Origin of the sequence: Streptomyces sp. NPDC089424, assembly GCF_044749345.1 — a bacterium.
In the GTDB taxonomy this organism is placed as follows: Bacteria; Actinomycetota; Actinomycetes; order Streptomycetales; family Streptomycetaceae; genus Streptomyces.
Genome location: NZ_JBIVHU010000002.1, coordinates 1529975 through 1547801 on the forward strand (window position 1 = coordinate 1529975; position 17827 = coordinate 1547801).

Sequence of the window (17827 nt, forward strand, 5' to 3'; positions counted from 1 at the left end):
AGGGCTTCCGGGCCCCTCACGAGGAAGATCGCTGCCGGGCGGGGTCAGGAGGCCTTGCGCTCGGGGCCCTCGTGGATCTCCACGCCGCCCGAGTCGCCGAAGGTCAGCCGGCAGGTGTCCGCGCGGTACGTCGCGACGGAGACCGCGGCGGTGCGGCCGTCGGCGTGGAAGCGGGTGGTGACGACCAGGACGGGCGCGCCCGGCAGCCGGTCGAGCTCCTTGGCGTCGTCGGCGCGGGCCGAGCCCAGCTCGACGGCGCGGTCCTGTCCCTCCAGCTCCAGGCGCTGCAGCTCGCGCAGCACCGCACGCGCGCGTGCCGGTCCGGCCGGGGCGTCGATGGCGGACAGGTCGGGCACCGACGACTCGGCGATGTAGAGCAGTTCCGCGGCGACGGGCTGGCCGTGGGTCGTACGGGTGCGGCGCACGATGTGCACGGGCTCCTCGCGGCCCGTCTCCAGGGCGTCCGCGACGGCGGCGGGCGGGGCGGCGACGACGCAGTCGACCGCCTGCCAGGCGTCGCCCGGCCCGCCCGGCCAGTCGTGCTGCTCGGTGCCGACGGCCACCCCCACGCGCGGCGGGGCGACGGTCGTCCCGACGCCGCGGCGGCGCTGGAGCCTGCCTTCGAGTTCCAGCTGTTCCAGGGCTTGGCGGAGCGTGGCGCGTGCGACGCCGAAGCGGGCGGCGAGGTCGCGCTCGTTGGGCAGGATCTCGCCCACCGAGAACTCGGAGTCGAGTGCCTCCGTGAGCACGGTCTTGAGATGCCAGTACTTAGGTTCCGGCACCGATTCCAGCTGCGTGGTCCCCACCCTGTCCTCCGCAATCGCCGTGGATCGGCGGCGTTTTAGCGCCCTTGTTTATTAAAGGTTGTTGTACTTATCTGCGACCATAGGACGGCCCCCACCCTTGGTCAAGACCAATCATTGATCGCCCGGGCGCCGTACAGGTGGTGTGGGGCCGAGCGTTCATGGGACGTTCGCACCTCGCCACATACGTGACACAACGACGTCTAGACGGTGGCCAGTGATCGCAGCTTGTCGGGATTGCGCACCACATAGACGGTCTGGACGCGTCCGTCGGCGATGTCCAGCTGGAGCACGACGTCGGGCTCGCCGCCGGACACGACGAGGACCGCCGGGCCCCCGTTGAGCTCCAGGAGGCGGAAGGCCGCGTCGGGGATGCCCCTCGCGGCCACACCGGTGAGGAACCGGCTCACGTGGTCGGCGCCCTCCAGCACCCGCAGCGGCGCCTTGGACTTGCCACCGCTGTCGCCGACGAGGCGGACGTCGGGAGCCAGCAGGGCCATGAGGCCGTCGAGATCGCCGCCCCCGGCCGCCGCGAGGAACCGCTCGGTCAGGTCGCGGCGCCGGGCCGGGTCGACGTCGTAGCGCGGGCGCCTCTGCTCGACGTGCCGGCGAGCCCGGCCCGCCAGCTGCCGTACGGCGGGCTCGGCGCGGTCGAGCAGGGCGGCGATGTCGGCGTAGGGGTAGCCGAAGGCCTCCCGGAGCACGAAGACCGCCCGCTCCAGCGGTGACAGCGACTCCAGCACGACGAGGACGGCGAAGGAGACGGAGTCGGCGAGGACGGCGCGGTCCGCCGTGTCGGGGGCGGTGTCCCCGAACTCGGTGAGGAAGGGCTCGGGCAGCCAGGGGCCGACATAGGCCTCGTTGCGGGCCTTGATCTGGCGCAGCCGGTCGAGGGCCAGACGGGTGGTGACGCGCACCAGGTAGGCGCGGGCGTCGCGCACCTCGGACCGGTCGGCGCCGGACCAGCGCAGCCAGGCGTCCTGGACCACGTCCTCCGCGTCGGCGACGCGGCCGAGCATGCGGTAGGCGACGCCCAGCAGCAGCGGGCGATGCTCTTCGAAGACCTCGGTCGCACGATCGGCGCTCACCGCCCCATCCCATCCGACCCGGCACATCATGTCCAGGCGGTTTCGCCGTACGCGCGCGTGCGGCCGGGCGACGGGCCTTCCAACGCCGTGTCCGGGGCGGCATGTTCGGCCATGCGGTCGAGGCCGACCGGGGGCTACCCGTCGGTAGCCATTGCTGACAGGGTGTCTACACCATGTCCGGCACCGAGTCCTCGACGAGGAGCTGTATGTCCTCCACCGTCTCCTTCACGGTCCCCACCCCGCACGGCCCCCGCGTCATGAGCCTGGCCCACACGCGCGTGGGGGCCGGTGAACCGCTGGTCCTGCTGCACGGCATCGGCCACCATCGCCAGGTGTGGGACCCGGTCGTCCCCGTCCTGGCCGTCGAGCGGGACGTGATCTGCGTGGACCTGCCGGGGTGCGGGGAGTCCCCGGCCCTTCCGGACGGGCTGACGCACGACCTGCCGACGACGACGGCCGTGCTCGCCGCCCTGTTCGAGGCGCTCGGGCTCGAACGGCCGCATGTGGCGGGCAACTCGCTGGGCGGCCTGCTCGCCCTCGCGCTCGGCCGGGACGGGCTGGCGCGGTCGGTGACGGCGCTGTCGCCCGCCGGGTTCTGGTCGCAGGCGGAGCGGCGCTACGCCTTCACCGTGCTCATGGCGATGCGCCAGATCGCCCGGCGGATGCCGCCGCCCGTCGTCCAGGCCCTCGCCCGGCCCGCCGTGGGACGCACCCTGCTGACGAGCGCCATCTACGCCCGCCCGGCCCGCCGTTCGCCCGAGGCCGTGGTCGCCGAGACGCTCGCGCTGGCCCGCGCCCAGGGATTCACGGAGACCCTGCGCAGCGGGCGGGACGTGCGGTTCACCGACGACATCACCGGGATCCCGGTGACCGTGGCCTGGGGCAGCCGGGACCGGCTGCTGGTGCCCCGGCAGGGCGTCCGCGCCAAGTACATCCTGCCGAGGGCCAGGCTGGTCCGGCTGCCCGGCTGCGGTCACGTCCCGATGAACGACGACCCGGCGCTCGTCGCGCGCGTGCTGCTCGACGGCAGCCGGTCCGCCGCGCGGCGGACTCCCTGAAGCACGTGCAACGCGCGGCAGACTCCCTGAAGCACGTGCAACGCGCGGCAGGCTCCCTGAAGCACGTGCAGGGTGGCTCGGCGGCCCGGGGCGACGCCGCCGGGCCCCGCTACTGTCCCGTCCATGAAGCCCTCGCAGACCGACGGTGCGCGCCACCAGGGCCCCGCCGCATGGGAGCTGCTGCTGCCCGCCGCCTCGGCGCCCGCACGCGCGCGTGGCCGCTCGCTCCAGGCGGCGCTGCGGACAGCGGTCCGCTCCGGGCGGCTCGCGCCGGGCACCCGGCTGCCGTCGAGCCGGGACCTCGCGGCAGACCTCGGTGTCTCGCGCGGACTCGTCACCGAGGTCTACGAGCAGCTGACGGCGGAGGGATATCTGCGCAGCGGACGGGGCGCGGGGACCTGGGTGGGCGACGCGGCCCGAGCCGCCCACCCGCGCGCGCGTGACCTGGCGCCCCGCACCGCCGCAGCGCGCGCCGACTTCGTGCCGGGGACACCCGACCTGTCGCTGTTCCCCCGCGCCGCCTGGGCCGCCGCGCAGCGCCACGTGCTGACCGAACTGCCCCACCACGGCCTGGGCTACCCCGACCCTCGCGGGCTCCCCCGGCTGCGCACCGCCCTGGCCGAGATGCTCGGCCGCCGCAGGGGCGTGGTCGCCGACCCGGAGCGGATCGTGGTCGTCTCCGGCGTGACCCAGGCGACGACGCTGATCGCCCTGGTGCTGCGGGCGCGCGGCACCCGTGCGATCGGTGTCGAGGATCCGGGAAGCCCACAGCACGCCGGCATGTACGCCTCGGCCGACGTGACCGCCGTGCCGCTGCCGCTGGACGGCGAGGGCCTCGCCATGGGTCCCCTGCGGGCCTCCGAGGTGCGTGCCGTGGTGACGACTCCGGCGCACCAGTACCCGACCGGGATCGCCTACTCGGCGCGGCGCCGGGCCGAACTCCTCGACTGGGCGCGGTCGGTGGACGGTCTCGTGCTGGAGGACGACTACGACGGAGACTTCCGCTACGACCGGGCGCCGGTGGGCGCGCTCCAGGGCCTCGACCCCGGGCGCGTCGCCTACACGGGGTCGGTCAGCAAGTCCCTCGCGCCCGGGCTGCGGCTCGGCTGGCTGCTGGTTCCCGAGTGGCTGGCCGACGACGTCATCGCCCGGAAACAGACCCTCGACCTCGGCCATCCCGCCCTCGACCAGGCGTTGTTCGCGCGGTTCCTGGAGCGCGGCGAGTACGACAGCCAGTTGCGGCGCTGCGGGCGCGCGTACCGCGAGCGGCGCGACGCCCTGGTGGCGGCGCTCGACGAGCACTTCCCCGGTGCCGAGGTGTCCGGGATCGCCGCCGGACTGCACGTCATCGCGACACTGCCGCGACGGTACGGGCCGCAGGAGCGGTTCCTCGCGCGCGTGGGGGCGGCGGGGGTCACCGTACGGACGCTGTCGGAGTGCGCCTACGCCCGTGCGGGTCTCCCGGCGAACGAGGAGCAGGCGGTGCGGCTCGTCCTCGGGTACGCGCAGGTGCCGCCGGGGCGGATCCGGGAGGGGGTGCGGGCGATGGCTGAGGCGGTGAGCGGCGGGTAGGGGGCGCGTCGGGTTGCGGCGGTCGCGTGAGGCAGCGCGGGCGCCGGGCAGCGCGGGTGACGGGTCTCGCCTGAGGTGCCGCCGGTCCCCGTTCACGACCGCTCCCCGTACCGGTTCCTGTTCCTGTACCGCCCGGGGCGTGTTGTTCACTCCCGGTTCGCGTGGGCGCTGCGGGGTCCCAGTAGTTGTGGCATCGCAACTGGCCGGACCCGTCCTGTCCTGGAGGCGCACCCATGTCACACCCACCCCTGCCCGGCCGCCGCAGCGTCCTGCGCGGCTCTCTGGCCGCGTCGGCGGCCCTCACCTTGCCCACCGGACTCGGCGCGGCGCCGGCCCTCGCCCTGTCGGGGCGCCCGACGGCCGGCTGGGGCGTGCAGACGGGCGACGTGACCACGCACTCCGGACTCGTGTGGGTGCGCTCCGACCGCCCGGCCCGGATGATCGTCGAGACCTCCGCCACCGAGTCGTTCCGCAACGCGCGCCGCTGGCACGGCCCGCTGCTCGGCAGGGGAACCGACTTCACCGGCACGACCGCGCTGCGCGGGCTGCCGTCCGGCGAGCAGATCCACTACCGCGTGCTGCTGGCCGACCCGGACGACCCGCGCCGTACCGGCGAGCCGGTCGCCGGCACCTTCCGCACGGCCTCCACCCGGCGACGGGACGGCGTGCGGTTCGTCTGGTCCGGCGACCTCGCCGGGCAGGGCTGGGGCATCAACCCCGAACTGGGCGGCTACCGCATCTACGACGCGATGGCCGCGCTCGACCCCGACTTCTTCCTCTGCAGCGGCGACAACGTCTACGCCGACGGGCCGCTCACCGAGACCGTGACGCTGCCCGACGGGCGGACCTGGCGGAACATCACCACCGAGGAGAAGGCGAAGGTCGCCGAGTCGCTGGCGGAGTTCCGCGGCAACTTCCGCTACAACCTCCTGGACGAGAATCTGCGCGCGTTCAACGCCCAGGTCCCCTCGATCATCCAGTGGGACGACCACGAGGTCACGAACAACTGGTACCCGGGCGAGATCCTCACCGACAGCCGGTACACGGAGAAGAACGTCGACGTGCTCGCGGCGCGCGCCCGGCAGGCGTTCTCGGAGTACTTCCCCGTCTCGACGCTGCGCCGCCCGGACGGACGGGTCCACCGGGTCCAGCACCACGGCCCGCTGCTGGACGTCTTCGTCCTGGACATGCGCACCTACCGCAACGCCAACTCGGCCGGCGACCAGACCAGCGACGCCCAGGGCATCCTCGGCCGCGAGCAGTTGGAGTGGCTCAAGCGGGAACTGTCCCGGTCGCGGGCCGTGTGGAAGGTCATCGCCTCCGACATGCCGCTCGGCCTGGTCGTGCCGGACACCGGGGACGGCCGGCCGAACATCGAGGCGGTCGCCCAGGGCGACCCGGGTGTCCCGCTCGGCCGTGAGCTGCAGATCGCGGAGCTGCTGAGGTTCGTCAAGCACCGGCGGATCACCGGCACGGTGTGGCTGACCGCCGACGTGCACCACACCTCGGCCCAGCACTACCAGCCGTCGCGGGCGGCGTTCACGGACTTCGAGCCGTTCTGGGAGTTCGTGTCCGGCCCCCTCAACGCCGGCGCCTTCCCCGCGAACGCCCTGGACGACACCTTCGGTCCGGAGCGGGTGTTCGTGAAGGCTCCCACGACCGCGAACGTCTCCCCCGCCGAGGGCTACCAGTTCTTCGGCGAGGTCGACATCGACAGCGACAGCGCCGAACTGACCGTCCGGCTGCGCGAGCAGGACGGCACCGTCCTGTTCACGAAGGTGCTGCGGCCCGGACGGGTCGGTCAGTAGGTCCGAGGTCCGGGGTTCCCGTCCGGGGCGGCGTCTGCCGTACCCTCGTGCGACGTGCCGCGCACCGGCGTCATCCCCCGGTGCGCGGCACTCTCGCGTTCTCCCGCAACTCTCCTGCCTGAGGCGTCTCTTCACAGGTCAGGCCGATTGTCAGTGGTCGCCCCTACGGTTTTTCCATGACGCGATCTTTGCAGGCCGTGGCCTATCGGCGACCCTCCGTGCTGGAGTCCGCGGCGGACGGACAGCGCCTCGGGCTCGAGACCTCACGGGGTGCGACACCCTCGGGTGTGCGCGACCATCCGCAGTTCTTCGCGGGCTTTCTGAGCACCCCTCAGGCAGCCGCGGCGGGGCTGCTCGCGGTGGCGGACGTCGCTGCCGCGCGGTACTACCAGCGGCAGCTGCGCGCCTCGCTCGACCCGGTGGTGACGGGCAACGGGGACCGGCTGCGCTTCGAGTCGTTCTCCGGCTGCGGCGGGGTGTACGCGCGCCTGGACGTCCTGGAAGCGGGCCTCGACGGCGACGCGGTGGGGCACGGCACGACCAACGTCGACGTCAACAACCCGCTGCGCGAGGCCCTGTCACGGATCGGTTCGGCCGATCCGCTCCACCTGCGGGTCGGCCCGGACGAACTGGCGGTGACCACGCTGGACGGGCCCGTCGTGGAGAAGAAGGTCCCGCTTCCGGACCGCTGGCTGCGGGGCTTCGCCGAGGCCCAGGTCGTCGCCGCCGGCTTCGATCTGCGGGCCGAGCTGCCGGCGGCCGAGGCGGTGCGGTTCCTGCGGGCGCTGCCCCGGGGCGGCGGGCGCGGCGCGTCGGCCGGCGCCCGCTGGGTGGTGCCGGCAGGACGTGGGCTGCGGCCGAGCACGAGGGCCGTGCCGGGCGCGGTGTGCCTGCCCGGCCCGGAGCGGCTGATCGCGCTCCAGCGCGTCCTGCGGCACGCGACGTCCCTGCGGGTGTACGGCCCCGGGGTCGGCGGTGGCGCCGCCCCCACCGCCGCGGCCTGGGAGGCCGTGCTGCCGGGCATGCGGCTCACCCTGACGCTGTCCCCCGACGCCTCGCGCGGGTTCTCCGGGGAGGGCGGCGTCCTCGACGCGCTGGCGACCGACGAGGCCGCCGAGGACGCCGAGCTGATCGCGGTGCTGCTCGCGTGGGAGCCGCGCGTCGACGTCGGAGGCCTCGCTGCCGGCTCCGGGCTGAGCGCCGAGCGCGTCCGGGCCGCCCTGGTCCGCCTCGGCACCTCGGGGCGCGTCGGGTACGACGTGGCGGAGGCCGCCTACTTCCACCGTGAACTGCCCTACGACGCCGAGCGCGTGGAGCGGCACAACCCGCGTCTGCGGTCCGCCCGCGCGCTGGTGGCGGCGGGCGCGGTCGCCCTGGACGGCGCGGTGGCCACGGTGACGGCGGACGACGGGCACCTGCACCGGGTGCGGGAGCAGGCGGGGGTGCTCAGCTGCAGTTGCCTGTGGTGGGCGAAGTACCGGGGAGGGCGCGGACCGTGCAAACACGCGCTGGCGGTGCGCATGGTGCGGCGCGGGGTCACCGTGACGCGGGCAGGACAGCCGGAGCGGGTCGACGGGGGTGCGCGATGAGTGCGCTGGTGGAGCTGGTGCGGGCCGGCCGTACGGCCGAGGTGGTGGGCCTGCTCGACGGGCTGACGGATGCCGAACGGCGCGCTTGTCTGCCCGAGTTGAAGGAGCTGCGCAAGGAACTGCGGGCCGCGCCCTGGGAGCCGGCCGCGCGGCGCGCCTACCCCGCGCTGCACGCGGCCGGGGCGGCGTGCCAGACGGGTGCGGCGGGGGTGGCGAGCTGGATCGCCGCCGCCGACATGCGCTGGTCCCAGGTCTCACCGGGAGTGCTGCTGCATGTCCTGGGCGACCGGGAGACGGACTGGCTGGCGGATGTGACGCACCGGTTGGCACAGCGTCCGGTCACCGCGTGGGTGCCGTTCGAGCTCATGGCCGGGCTGGTGCGGCTCTCCGGCTGCCCGGTGCCGACGACCGACGCCTATGTCCGGGGCTGGGTCGACCACCTGAACGGCACGTGGCAGCGCGGGGGCACGCTGCTCGACCGGCTGCGGCGGGACCTCCATCTGCGGGAGCTCGTCGCCGCGCTGTTCGACACGGACGACATCGGCGGCCGGCTGCAGTGGTCGCGCCACGACGGCCCGGACGGCTGGATCGGCGCGCTGGCGCAGCTGACCGTGGAGGGGGCCCTGGACCGTGGGGCCACGGTCGACGCGTGCCTGGCCCGGCTGCTGCGCGGTGGCACGGCCGCCGATCAGCGGGCGTTCCTGCGCCTGCTGAAGTGCCTCGCGCTCACCCGGGACGAGGAGCGGGAGCGCACGGCCGACTTGTCGGCACTGGCCTCGGACGCCACGTCGACGGTGGCCGCCCACGCCCAGTCGGTCCTCGCGGCCCTGGCCCTGGACGGCGGGCTCGCGCCGCGCCGGCTCGCGGAGATGTCCGAGGCGGTGCTGTTCCGCACCGAGCGCAAGCTCGTGCGGGCCCAGTTGGTGCTGCTCGGCAAGGTGCTGGCCCGGAACGCGTCCGCGGCCGGGCAGCTGCTGCCCGCCGTCGCGCACGCCTTCGGGCACGACGACGCGGACGTCCAGGAGCGTGCGCTCAAGCTCGTCGAACGGCACGTGGAAAAGCTCGACTCGGTGCCGGCCCGGGCCGAGCTGGCCATGGCAGCCGAGCAGTTGATCCCCGGTCTGCGCGCCAGAGCCGTCGAGTCGCTGGGCGCGGCACCGGCCGGCCCCGAGCCGTCGGGCTACGAGGAGCTGCTGCCCCCGGCACCGCGGCCGGCGCGCCTGGCCCCCGCCGCCGCGGCCGCCGTGGAACTGGCCGAGGAGGTGGGCGCGGCGCTGGCCTCCGAGCCGGGCGTCACCGATTTCGAGCGGGCCCTGGACGGTCTGGTGCGGCACGCGTACGGGGATCGCGAGGCCCTGGTGTCGGCTCTGGAGCCCGTGGTCGCGCGGCGCTGGTGGAACGGCGCCGACGGGTCCGTCGCGCGCGACGCCTTCGGCCACTCCTACGGCGCCGTCTCCGATGCCGCGAGCGGCCTCGACCTCCTCCTCGCCACGCTGCGCGGCGCGGTCCGCACCGCCACGCTGCACACGCGCGTCAAGCGTGGGTCCGACACCCGGGACTGTGTGCACAGCGCCCTCCTCCGGGCGTTCGAGTGCCGCCTGTGGGAGGTGGCGTACCGGATACGGACCGACCCGCTGCCCTTCCTGCTCTCGACTCCTACCTGGAGCACCGGCCTGCTGGAGCCGGCCGACCTGGTCGAGCGCCTCGCCACCTACGCCCGGCTGGGCACCAGGGTCGCGGAGGGCGACTTCGCGCAGGCACTGCTGCGGGTGCGCCGCGGGGACCGGGAGGCGGCCGCTTCGGCGGCCCTGCGTGCGGCGGCTCTCGGCACGGCGGAGGGGACGCGGCTGGCGGCCTGGCTGACCTCCGGTGCACCGGAGACACCCGTGGCCTGGCGGCGGACCTCGGGGCGGCGCGTCCTGGTGGAGCTGGGCGAAGTCCTGGAGCTGCAGGAGGACTTCCCGCCGGAGTTCCGCTCCCTGGGCAGGCCGTTCGGCGGGTCCAGGAAGAACCGGTGGTGCTACCACTGGGAGGACGACGTGCGGCAGCACTGGCCGGCCATGCTCCCCGAGCGGCGTGAGCTGGTGGCGGCGCGGCTGCTGCAAGGTCTGTCCGAACTCGCCCTGGACGATGCCCGGGGTGCCGCCGCGGCGCTGCCGCGGCTCGCGGAGTCCGGCGGTCAGGCGGGCGAGGCCCTCCATCTGGGTGTCGCCTACGCGCTCGGGGCCCGGCATCCCGAGGACCGGCTCGCGGCGGTGGACGCGCTGCTGGTGCTGGCCGCGCGCGGGCAGTTGGACGCGGCTCGGCTGGGCGCGGACCTCGGGCAGCTGGTCCGGTGCGGCGCGGTGAAGTCGCAGCGGCTCGCGGAGTCGATGCGCACGGCGGCGGCCACCGGCGCCGACGCCACGACATGGAGCGTCCTGAGCGGGACGCTGCCCGAACTGCTCGCCGACCTGACGAGTGGCGAGACGTCCACGCCGGCCCGGGGCCTCGGGGAACTGCTGGCGGTGGCGGCCGAGTGCGTCGAACGGTCCGGGGCGCGCGGCGAGCTGCCGCACCTGGCCCAGGCGGCGGCCCGGCGCGGCTCCTCACGCCTGGTGTCGCAGGCGCGCCGGCTGCGCAGTGCGCTGGGCGAGCGGGTGGCCGCATGACGTAGACGGCCTGGTACCGGGGTGCGGGTGGACACATCCGTCCTCGCAGGTCGTCACCGCCTGACCACGCACTGATAAAAAGAACAACAAATAGGGCAGATCCACGCTTTACCGATCAGTCACAAAGCGTTCGTGATCACGCAACACCATTCCTTCACAGTGGATGCATGAGTCGAGACATGTCTGACGTGACACGTACGAAACATGGCCGCCCCGTGCACCACTGGCGACGGGACCTCGTGGAGCTCGCCGCCCTGTTCACCGCCGTCGCGGTGGCGGACGCCGTGGCCAACCTGATCGGCCACGGGCCCGACGGCCCCGCGCTGCTGGTGATCTCCGCGATCGCCCTGCTCGCCACGGCGACGTTCCACACCTGGTGGTCACGCCGCCACGGACACGCACCGCCGACCAGCGATACCGGCGCCCGGCCGCCCTCCTCGAAGGGGCAGGCCGGGCCGTCCACGCCCACCGCGGCCGACACGCGTCCGGAGGCCGGCGAGCCCACGGAGAGCACGCTCTGGCGGATGCGCACGACGGTGAAGGACGAGCCGGGTTCGCTCGCCGCGCTCTGCACGGAGCTGGCCGGGCAGCGGGTCGACATCCTGAGCCTGCAGACGCACCCGCTCGGCGACGGCACGGTGGACGAGTTCCTGCTGCGGGCCCCCTCCGGGCTCGCGGCGGCCGAACTGACGCGGGCGGCGGCGCGGGCGGGCGGCGCGGGCACGTGGATCGAGCGGGCCGACGCCCATGATCTGGTCGACGCCCCGACCCGGGTGCTGGGCCTGGCCACCCGCACGGCCCTGGACGCCGCCGAACTACCGCTCGCACTGCGGCAGTTGCTGGGCCGGTGCACGATCCGCTCGCTGCCCGCGGCCCCGCTGGGCGGCGGTCGCCGCGTGGCGGACGAGGTGCCGGTGGAGGGTGTCCTGGAGGACACCGTGCTGCGACTGCGAGCGCCGGAAGGCGGAGTGATCACCGTGGAGCGGCCGTATCTGCCGTTCACGCCGACCGAGTTCGCGCGGGCGAGGGCGCTGGTGGAGCTGGACGCCCGGCTCGGCCCGCGCGTCCCGCGCAGCCAGGACGTCCTGACCCTGCCCCAGGGCAACGCCATCACCGTGCGCCGGGCCGACACCGGTGACGTCGAGGCCGCGAAGGCGATGCACGAGCGGTGCTCGCCGCGCACCCTGTCGATGCGCTATCACGGCCCGGTCGGCGACGCCGACCGCTACCTCAACCACCTGCTGAGCCCGCGCTTCGGACGGACGCTCGCCGTGCAGACCGCCTCGGGCCGGATCGTCGGGCTCGGCCACCTCCTGTGGGACGGTGACGAGACGGAGGTCGCGCTCCTCGTCGAGGACGACTGGCAGCGCCGTGGCATCGGCGCGGAACTGCTCGGCCGCCTGGTGTCCATGGCGGTCGAGGCGGGCTGCGAGAGCGTGTACGCCGTGACGCAGTCGTCCAACACCGGCATGGTCGCCGCGATGCGCGGCCTGGGCCTGCCCCTCGACTACCAGATCGAGGAGGGCACCCTGGTGATCACGGCCCGCCTGGACGCGGCGCCGGTCCGTTCGGGTCTGCCGTACGACGGGGAACGGCTCGGCGAGCGGTTCGTCCGCGAATGACGCGACGGTGTCGGTGATCAACGCCTCGGGCACGGTGGCCGAGGCCTCGGGGACGGTGCGGGACTCACACCGGGCCGTCCCCGAGACGGGCCGGGTCGCTCAGGCGTGCCACACCCCCGCCGCCGCCCGGGCCGCAACCGGCTCCTCGCCCAGGGCCGTGTCCAGATCGGCCCACAGGTCCTCGACGTCCTCCAGCCCCACCGACATCCGCAGCAGCCGGTCGCTGACGCCGGCGCCCCGGCGGTCGTCCGCGTCCACGATGCGGTGACTGATCGACGCCGGGTGCTGGATGAGGGTGTCGACGCTGCCGAGGCTGACGGCGGGGGTGATCAGACAAACGCCGGCGATGACCTCATGAGGGTCGCCGTGCACCTCGAAGGCGACCATCGCGCCGCCGACGGCCGGATAGTGGACGCGGGCGACGCGCGGGTCGGCGGCAAGCCGCCGGACCAGCTCGGCCGCGTTCGCCGACGCCGCCCGCACCCGCACGGGCAGCGTCGACAGTCCGCGCAGCAGCAGATAGCCGGCGAGCGGATGCAGCACCCCGCCCGTCGCGAACCGCACCTGCCGCAGCCGTCCCGCGAACTCCTCGTCGCAGGCGACGACTCCGGCGAGCACGTCGCCGTGGCCGCCGAGGTACTTGGTGGCGCTGTGCAGCACCAGTCGCGCGCCCTGTTCGACGGGGCGCTGCAGGACCGGCGTGGCGAAGGTGTTGTCGACGAGCAGCGGCACCGAACCGCAGGCGTGCGCGGCGGCCCGTAGGTCCACCTCCGCGAGGGTCGGGTTCGCCGGGGACTCGACGAGGACGAGGCCGGTGTCGGGGCGCAGGGCGTCCGCGATGCCGGCGGGGTCGGTCCAGGTGACCTCCGAGCCGAGGAGCCCGGCGGTCAGGAGGTGGTCGCTGCAGCCGTACAGGGGCCGTACGGCGACGACGTGGCGCAGGCCGAGGGAGGCCCGTACGAGCAGGACCGCGCTCAGCGCGGCCATGCCGCTGGCGAAGGCGACGGCGGACTCGGTGCCTTCGAGCCGGGCGAGGGCGGTCTCGAAGCGGGCGACGGTCGGGTTGCCCAGCCGGGCGTAGACCGGCGGGCCGTCCGGTTCGGCGCCGGTGGTGGCGAAGGCGTCGATGCGGGCGGCCTCGGCCCGGCTGTCGTACGAGGGGTACGTGGTGGACAGGTCGATGGGCGGGGCGTGCAGGCCCTGCCGGGCGAGATCGTCCCGCCCGGCGTGCACGGCCTCGGTGGCGAACCTCCTGGCCGGGCCCCCGGCCGACGCCGTCCGCCCGGTGTCTCCTGTGGCAGCGTCCACGCTGTCCAGCGCTCTCATCTCCATGCCCGCAGGGTGAACACCGAACGGGTCACAGGGGGCGGAACCCGTGTTACGTTCGGCCGGTGGCCGAATCTGTCGTACTGGATCCGGTGGACCTCGATCTGCTGCGGCTGTTGCAGAACGACGCCCGGACGACCTACCGCGATCTCGCCGCCCAGGTGGGCGTCGCACCGTCGACGTGCCTGGACCGGGTGACCCGGCTCCGCCGCGCGGGCGTGATCCTCGGGCATCAGCTGCGGCTGGATCCGGCCAAGTTGGGACGCGGTCTGCAGGCCCTGCTGTCCGTGCAGGTCAGACCGCACCGACGGGAGCTGGTGCGGCCGTTCGTCGAGCGGATCCGGGCGTTGCCGGAGTCGCTGACCGTCTTCCACCTCACCGGTCCCGACGACTACCTCGTGCACGTCGCCGTCGCGGACATGGCGGATCTGCAGCGGCTGGTGCTGGACGAGTTCACGGCCCACCGCGAAGTCGCACGCGTCGAGACACGGTTGATATTCCAGCGGTGGGACTGCGGGCCGCTGCTGCCGCCTTCGCCCTCGGCACAATCGGGGTGACGCACAGTGGCCCCTCGTACGAGGATGGCCCCCATGTCAGACACCAAGAGCCCACTTCCCCGAAAGGTCGCCGACGCCTACGTCGACGAGCTCATCGCCCTCGACCCGGTCACCGGTACGTATCTCGGCGTGCAGGAGAGTTCCGGCCGCCTGCCCGATCTGTCGCCCGCGGGCCAGGAAGCGCTCGCCGAGCTGGCGCGGGCGACCCTCGCGAGGCTCGACGAGGCCGAGCGCGCGCCCGGCGCGGACAGTGACATCGAGCGCCGTTGTGCGCGCCTGCTGCGGGAGCGGCTCACCGCCGAGCTCGCCGTGCACGAGGCCGAAGAGGGCCTGCGCTCGGTCGGCAACCTGGGGACGATCGTGCACCCGGTGCGCGAGGTGTTCACCGTGACTCCGGCGGACACGGAGGAGGACTGGGCGGCGATCGCGCAACGGCTGCGCGCGGTGCCGGCCGCGCTGGCGGGCTACCGCGAATCCCTCGCGCTGGGCCTGGAACGCAAGCTGTACGCGGGCCCGCGCCCGACGGCCACCCTCATCGAGCAGCTCGGTGAGTGGGCCGACACGGACGGCGGCGGACGCGGCTGGTTCGAGGACTTCGCCTCGGCCGGCCCCGACGCGCTGCGCGCCGAGCTGGACGAGGCCGCCCGCGGCGCGACCGCGGCCGTGGTGGAGCTGCGCGACTGGATGCGCGACGTGTACGCGCCGACCGTCGAGGGCGCGCCGAACACGGTGGGCCGGGAGCGGTACGCCCGCTTCTCGCGCTACTTCAACGGCACCGACCTCGACCTGGACGAGGCCTACGCCTACGGCTGGTCGGAGTTCCACCGCATCCTCGGCGAGATGAAGCAGGAGGCCGAGAAGATCCTCCCGGGCGCCCGGACGCCCTGGGAGGCACTCGCCCACCTCGACGAGCACGGCACGCACATCGAGGGCGTGGACGAGGTCAGGGAATGGCTCCAGGGCCTGATGGACCAGGCGATCCAGGAGCTGGACGGCACGCACTTCGAACTCGCCGAGCGGGTGCGCAAGGTGGAGTCCCGTATCGCCCCGCCCGGCAGCGCCGCCGCGCCGTACTACACGCCCCCCTCGGAGGACTTCTCCCGGCCGGGCCGCACCTGGCTCCCGACGATGGGGCAGACCCGGTTCCCTGTCTACGACCTGGTGTCGACCTGGTACCACGAGGGTGTCCCGGGCCATCACCTCCAGCTCGCGCAGTGGGCGCACGTCGCCGATGACCTCTCCCGCTACCAGGCCACCATCGGCGGCGTCAGCGCCAACGCCGAGGGCTGGGCCCTGTACGCGGAGCGGCTCATGGACGAGCTGGGCTTCCTCACCGACGCGGAGCAGCGCCTCGGCTACCTCGACGCGCAGATGATGCGGGCCACCCGCGTCATCGTCGACATCGGCATGCACCTGGAACTGGAGATCCCGGCGGACTCGCCGTTCCACCCCGGGGAGCGCTGGACGCCCGAGCTGGCCCAGGAGTTCTTCGGCGCGCACAGCAGCCGCCCGGCGGACTTCGTGGAGAGCGAGCTGACCCGCTACCTGACGATCCCCGGCCAGGCGATCGGCTACAAGCTGGGCGAACGCGCCTGGCTGCTGGGCCGGGAGAAGGCGCGGGAGCGGCACGGCGAGGCGTTCGACCTCAAGGCCTGGCACATGGCCGCCCTCTCCCAGGGGTCCCTGGGCCTGGACGACCTGGTGGACGAGCTTTCCCGGCTCTGAGGCCCGCGGGGCGGACGGTCGCGTCAGCGCCGGAAGCCGCCCTCGGAGTTGATCACCTGGCCCGTGATCCAGTCCGCCTCGTCCGTGGCGAGCCACGCGATGAGGCGGGCCGGGTCGTCGGGCATGCCCCACCGTCCGGCGGGGAAGCGCGCGGCGACGGCGTCGTAGACCTCGCCGGTCAGGTAGTCCGTGTCCACGGGCCCCGGGTTGACGGTGTTCACCGTGACCGCCTGCTCGGCGAGCGTCGTCGCGAGCGAGCGGGTGACGGAGGCGAGGGCGCCCTTCTGGAGGGCGTAGGCGATCTCGTCGGGCATACCGCCCGCGATGTCCTGGCCGGAGGTCATCATCAGCACGCGCCCGCCGGGGGTTCGGGCGGGCAGTTCCCGCCGCAGCCGCGCGTAGGCCTGGACCAGCAGTACGACCGACCGTGTGTCGACCGCCCAGTGCGCGTCGAGCATGTCGGCGTCGATCGCGTCGAGCGGCCCGTCGGATCCGCTGCGTGCGTGGTTGGCGACGAGGATGTCCAACCGTCCGCCGAGCGCGCCGGCGGCGGTGGCGATCAGCTCGGCGGGCGCGGCCGGGCCGGCGAGGTCACCGGGCCCGGCCACGACCAGCGCCTCGGGGTCGCCCGCCGCCGCGCGCACGGAGTCGACGACGTCCTCGATCCGGTCGGCGCCCCAGGGCAGCGCGGCGTCGTGCGGCACGTGGTGGTGCAGGTAGACGCTCGCGCCGTGGGCGGCGAGCCGCCGGGCGACGGCGTGTCCGATGCCGCCGCGTCGGCTGGCCCCGGTGACCAGGGCACTACGGCCGCGCAGGGGCAGGGGGTCGCGGCGGAGGTCTTCGGGGGAAGGAGGGGGGAGGAGCGGCATGGTCGACCATGATGCGCGACCGCCGCACGGGACGCACCCGGTTTTCGGCATCAGGGCGGCCCCGGGGCGCTCAGCAGCCGCAGTCCCCCACCGGCGCGGTCAGCGCGTCGGCGTCCTGGCGTTCGGGGCCCTGCCACGTCTCGTACGCGAAGCCCTCCCGGACCCAGTACTCGAAGCCGCCCAGCATCTCCTTGACCTGGTAGCCCAGCTCGGCGAGGGCCAGCGCGGCACGGGTCGCCCCGTTGCATCCGGGGCCCCAGCAATACGTCACCACCGGCACCGACTTGTCGAGGTGCTGCCCTGCCTGGCCGGGGATCAGCGTGGTCGGGAGGTGGACGGCGCCGGGGATGTGGCCCTGGTCCCACGACTCCGTCGAGCGGGAGTCCACGAGCACGAACCCGGGATCGCCGTCGGCCGCGAGCGCGGCGGCCACGTCGGAGACGTCGGCGTGGAAGGCGAGACTCGCGCGGAAATGGGCGGCCGCCGCGGCCGGGGCGGCGGGGGCGACGCGCAGGACGGGGTTGCCGGCGGTCGTGGTGTGGCTCATCGAGGTGGCCTTTCCGAAGCGTGGCGGTGGGGGCCGGGCGGGACGGGCCCGCCGGTGCGTGCTCGATCTGCCTGAAAGGTACGTCCTGTCGTCCCGTCGCCTGAAGAAGACATTCCCGGCGTACCCCTTGATCGGCCGGGGATCGCCCTGCTATTCATCGCGGATGACCGCGTTTTCCCCGGACGCCACCGACTGGCGCATCCTCGAAGTCCTCCAGCGTGAGGGCCGTGCCAGTTTCGCCGAGCTGGCGCGGGCCGTCTCGATGTCCGCGAGCGCGGTGACCGAGCGGGTACGGCGGCTGGAGGAGGCGGGCGTCATCCAGGGGTACGCCGCCGTCGTGGACCCCGACCGGCTGGGATTGCCGATCCTGGCGTTCGTCCGGCTGCGTTATCCGACGGGCAACTACAAGCCGTTCCACGACCTCGTCGCCGCGACCCCGGAGATCCTGGAGGCGCACCACGTGACGGGCGACGACTGTTTCGTCATCAAGGTCGCCGCCCGCTCCATGCGCCACCTGGAGGAGGTGTCGGGCAGGATCGGCGCGCTGGGCTCGGTGACGACGAGCGTCGTCTACTCGTCGCCGCTCCCGAGGCGGCCCCTCGGTCGGTGAGC

At 74.0% G+C, this 17827-nt stretch carries 14 protein-coding genes; 9 read left to right on the top strand and 5 right to left on the bottom strand.

Annotated features, from left to right (window positions below; all coding sequences use genetic code 11):
- Nucleotides 1–44: 44 nt before the first annotated feature.
- A complete protein-coding gene (locus ACIP2X_RS14425; RefSeq protein ID WP_401671977.1) occupies nt 45–806 on the bottom strand; it encodes a GntR family transcriptional regulator in 762 nt (253 codons plus the stop codon).
- Between the two features lie 200 nt (nt 807–1006).
- Nucleotides 1007–1918 carry an RNA polymerase sigma-70 factor gene (locus ACIP2X_RS14430; protein ID WP_401672372.1) on the bottom strand — a complete coding sequence of 304 codons (912 nt, stop codon included), beginning with the start codon at nt 1916–1918 and terminating at the stop codon, nt 1007–1009.
- Between the two features lie 179 nt (nt 1919–2097).
- On the opposite strand from ACIP2X_RS14430, the gene ACIP2X_RS14435 reads away from it, so the two are divergent.
- The 6 genes from ACIP2X_RS14435 to ACIP2X_RS14460 all read left to right on the top strand — a co-directional run bounded on the left by ACIP2X_RS14435 (nt 2098) and on the right by ACIP2X_RS14460 (nt 12191).
- Complete coding sequence (locus ACIP2X_RS14435; RefSeq protein ID WP_401671979.1) at nt 2098–2949, top strand: alpha/beta fold hydrolase; 852 nt, start codon at nt 2098–2100, stop codon at nt 2947–2949.
- Between the two features lie 123 nt (nt 2950–3072).
- The gene (locus tag ACIP2X_RS14440) at nt 3073–4521 is read left to right on the top strand and encodes a PLP-dependent aminotransferase family protein (RefSeq protein WP_401671982.1); all 1449 of its coding nucleotides are present in this window, start codon (nt 3073–3075) and stop codon (nt 4519–4521) included.
- Nucleotides 4522–4754: 233 nt separating this feature from the next.
- The gene (locus tag ACIP2X_RS14445) at nt 4755–6329 is read left to right on the top strand and encodes an alkaline phosphatase D family protein (RefSeq protein WP_401671984.1); all 1575 of its coding nucleotides are present in this window, start codon (nt 4755–4757) and stop codon (nt 6327–6329) included.
- 176 nt (nt 6330–6505) lie between these two features.
- Nucleotides 6506–7918, top strand: coding sequence for an SWIM zinc finger family protein (locus tag ACIP2X_RS14450; protein WP_401671987.1), 1413 nt, complete (start codon nt 6506–6508; stop codon nt 7916–7918).
- Nucleotides 7915–10569 carry a DUF6493 family protein gene (locus tag ACIP2X_RS14455; RefSeq protein WP_401671990.1) on the top strand — a complete coding sequence of 885 codons (2655 nt, stop codon included), beginning with the start codon at nt 7915–7917 and terminating at the stop codon, nt 10567–10569. The genes ACIP2X_RS14450 and ACIP2X_RS14455 overlap by 4 nt, the downstream gene beginning before the upstream one ends.
- Before the next feature lie 179 nt (nt 10570–10748).
- Nucleotides 10749–12191, top strand: coding sequence for a GNAT family N-acetyltransferase (locus ACIP2X_RS14460; protein WP_401671992.1), 1443 nt, complete (start codon nt 10749–10751; stop codon nt 12189–12191).
- Nucleotides 12192–12290: 99 nt separating this feature from the next.
- On the opposite strand, the gene ACIP2X_RS14465 is transcribed toward ACIP2X_RS14460, so the two are convergent.
- A complete protein-coding gene (locus ACIP2X_RS14465; RefSeq protein ID WP_401672375.1) occupies nt 12291–13517 on the bottom strand; it encodes a trans-sulfuration enzyme family protein in 1227 nt (408 codons plus the stop codon).
- Between the two features lie 65 nt (nt 13518–13582).
- Between ACIP2X_RS14465 and ACIP2X_RS14470 the strand changes: the two genes are divergently transcribed.
- Together ACIP2X_RS14470 and ACIP2X_RS14475 are read left to right on the top strand one after the other, a co-directional pair.
- On the top strand, nt 13583–14074 hold the full coding sequence (locus ACIP2X_RS14470; protein WP_365444835.1) for an Lrp/AsnC family transcriptional regulator: 492 nt from the start codon (nt 13583–13585) through the stop codon (nt 14072–14074).
- Nucleotides 14075–14107: 33 nt separating this feature from the next.
- On the top strand, nt 14108–15799 hold the full coding sequence (locus ACIP2X_RS14475) for a DUF885 domain-containing protein (protein ID WP_401671996.1): 1692 nt from the start codon (nt 14108–14110) through the stop codon (nt 15797–15799).
- A 23-nt stretch (nt 15800–15822) separates the two neighbouring features.
- On the opposite strand, the gene ACIP2X_RS14480 is transcribed toward ACIP2X_RS14475, so the two are convergent.
- Nucleotides 15823–16668 (bottom strand): SDR family oxidoreductase, encoded by an 846-nt coding sequence (locus ACIP2X_RS14480; protein WP_401671997.1) that lies wholly within the window; start codon nt 16666–16668, stop codon nt 15823–15825.
- Between the two features lie 70 nt (nt 16669–16738).
- Nucleotides 16739–17215 carry a rhodanese-like domain-containing protein gene (locus ACIP2X_RS14485; protein WP_401671999.1) on the bottom strand — a complete coding sequence of 159 codons (477 nt, stop codon included), beginning with the start codon at nt 17213–17215 and terminating at the stop codon, nt 16739–16741.
- Nucleotides 17216–17378: 163 nt separating this feature from the next.
- Between ACIP2X_RS14485 and ACIP2X_RS14490 the strand changes: the two genes are divergently transcribed.
- Complete coding sequence (locus ACIP2X_RS14490) at nt 17379–17825, top strand: Lrp/AsnC family transcriptional regulator (RefSeq protein ID WP_401672001.1); 447 nt, start codon at nt 17379–17381, stop codon at nt 17823–17825.
- The last annotated feature ends 2 nt before the right edge of the window (nt 17826–17827 follow it).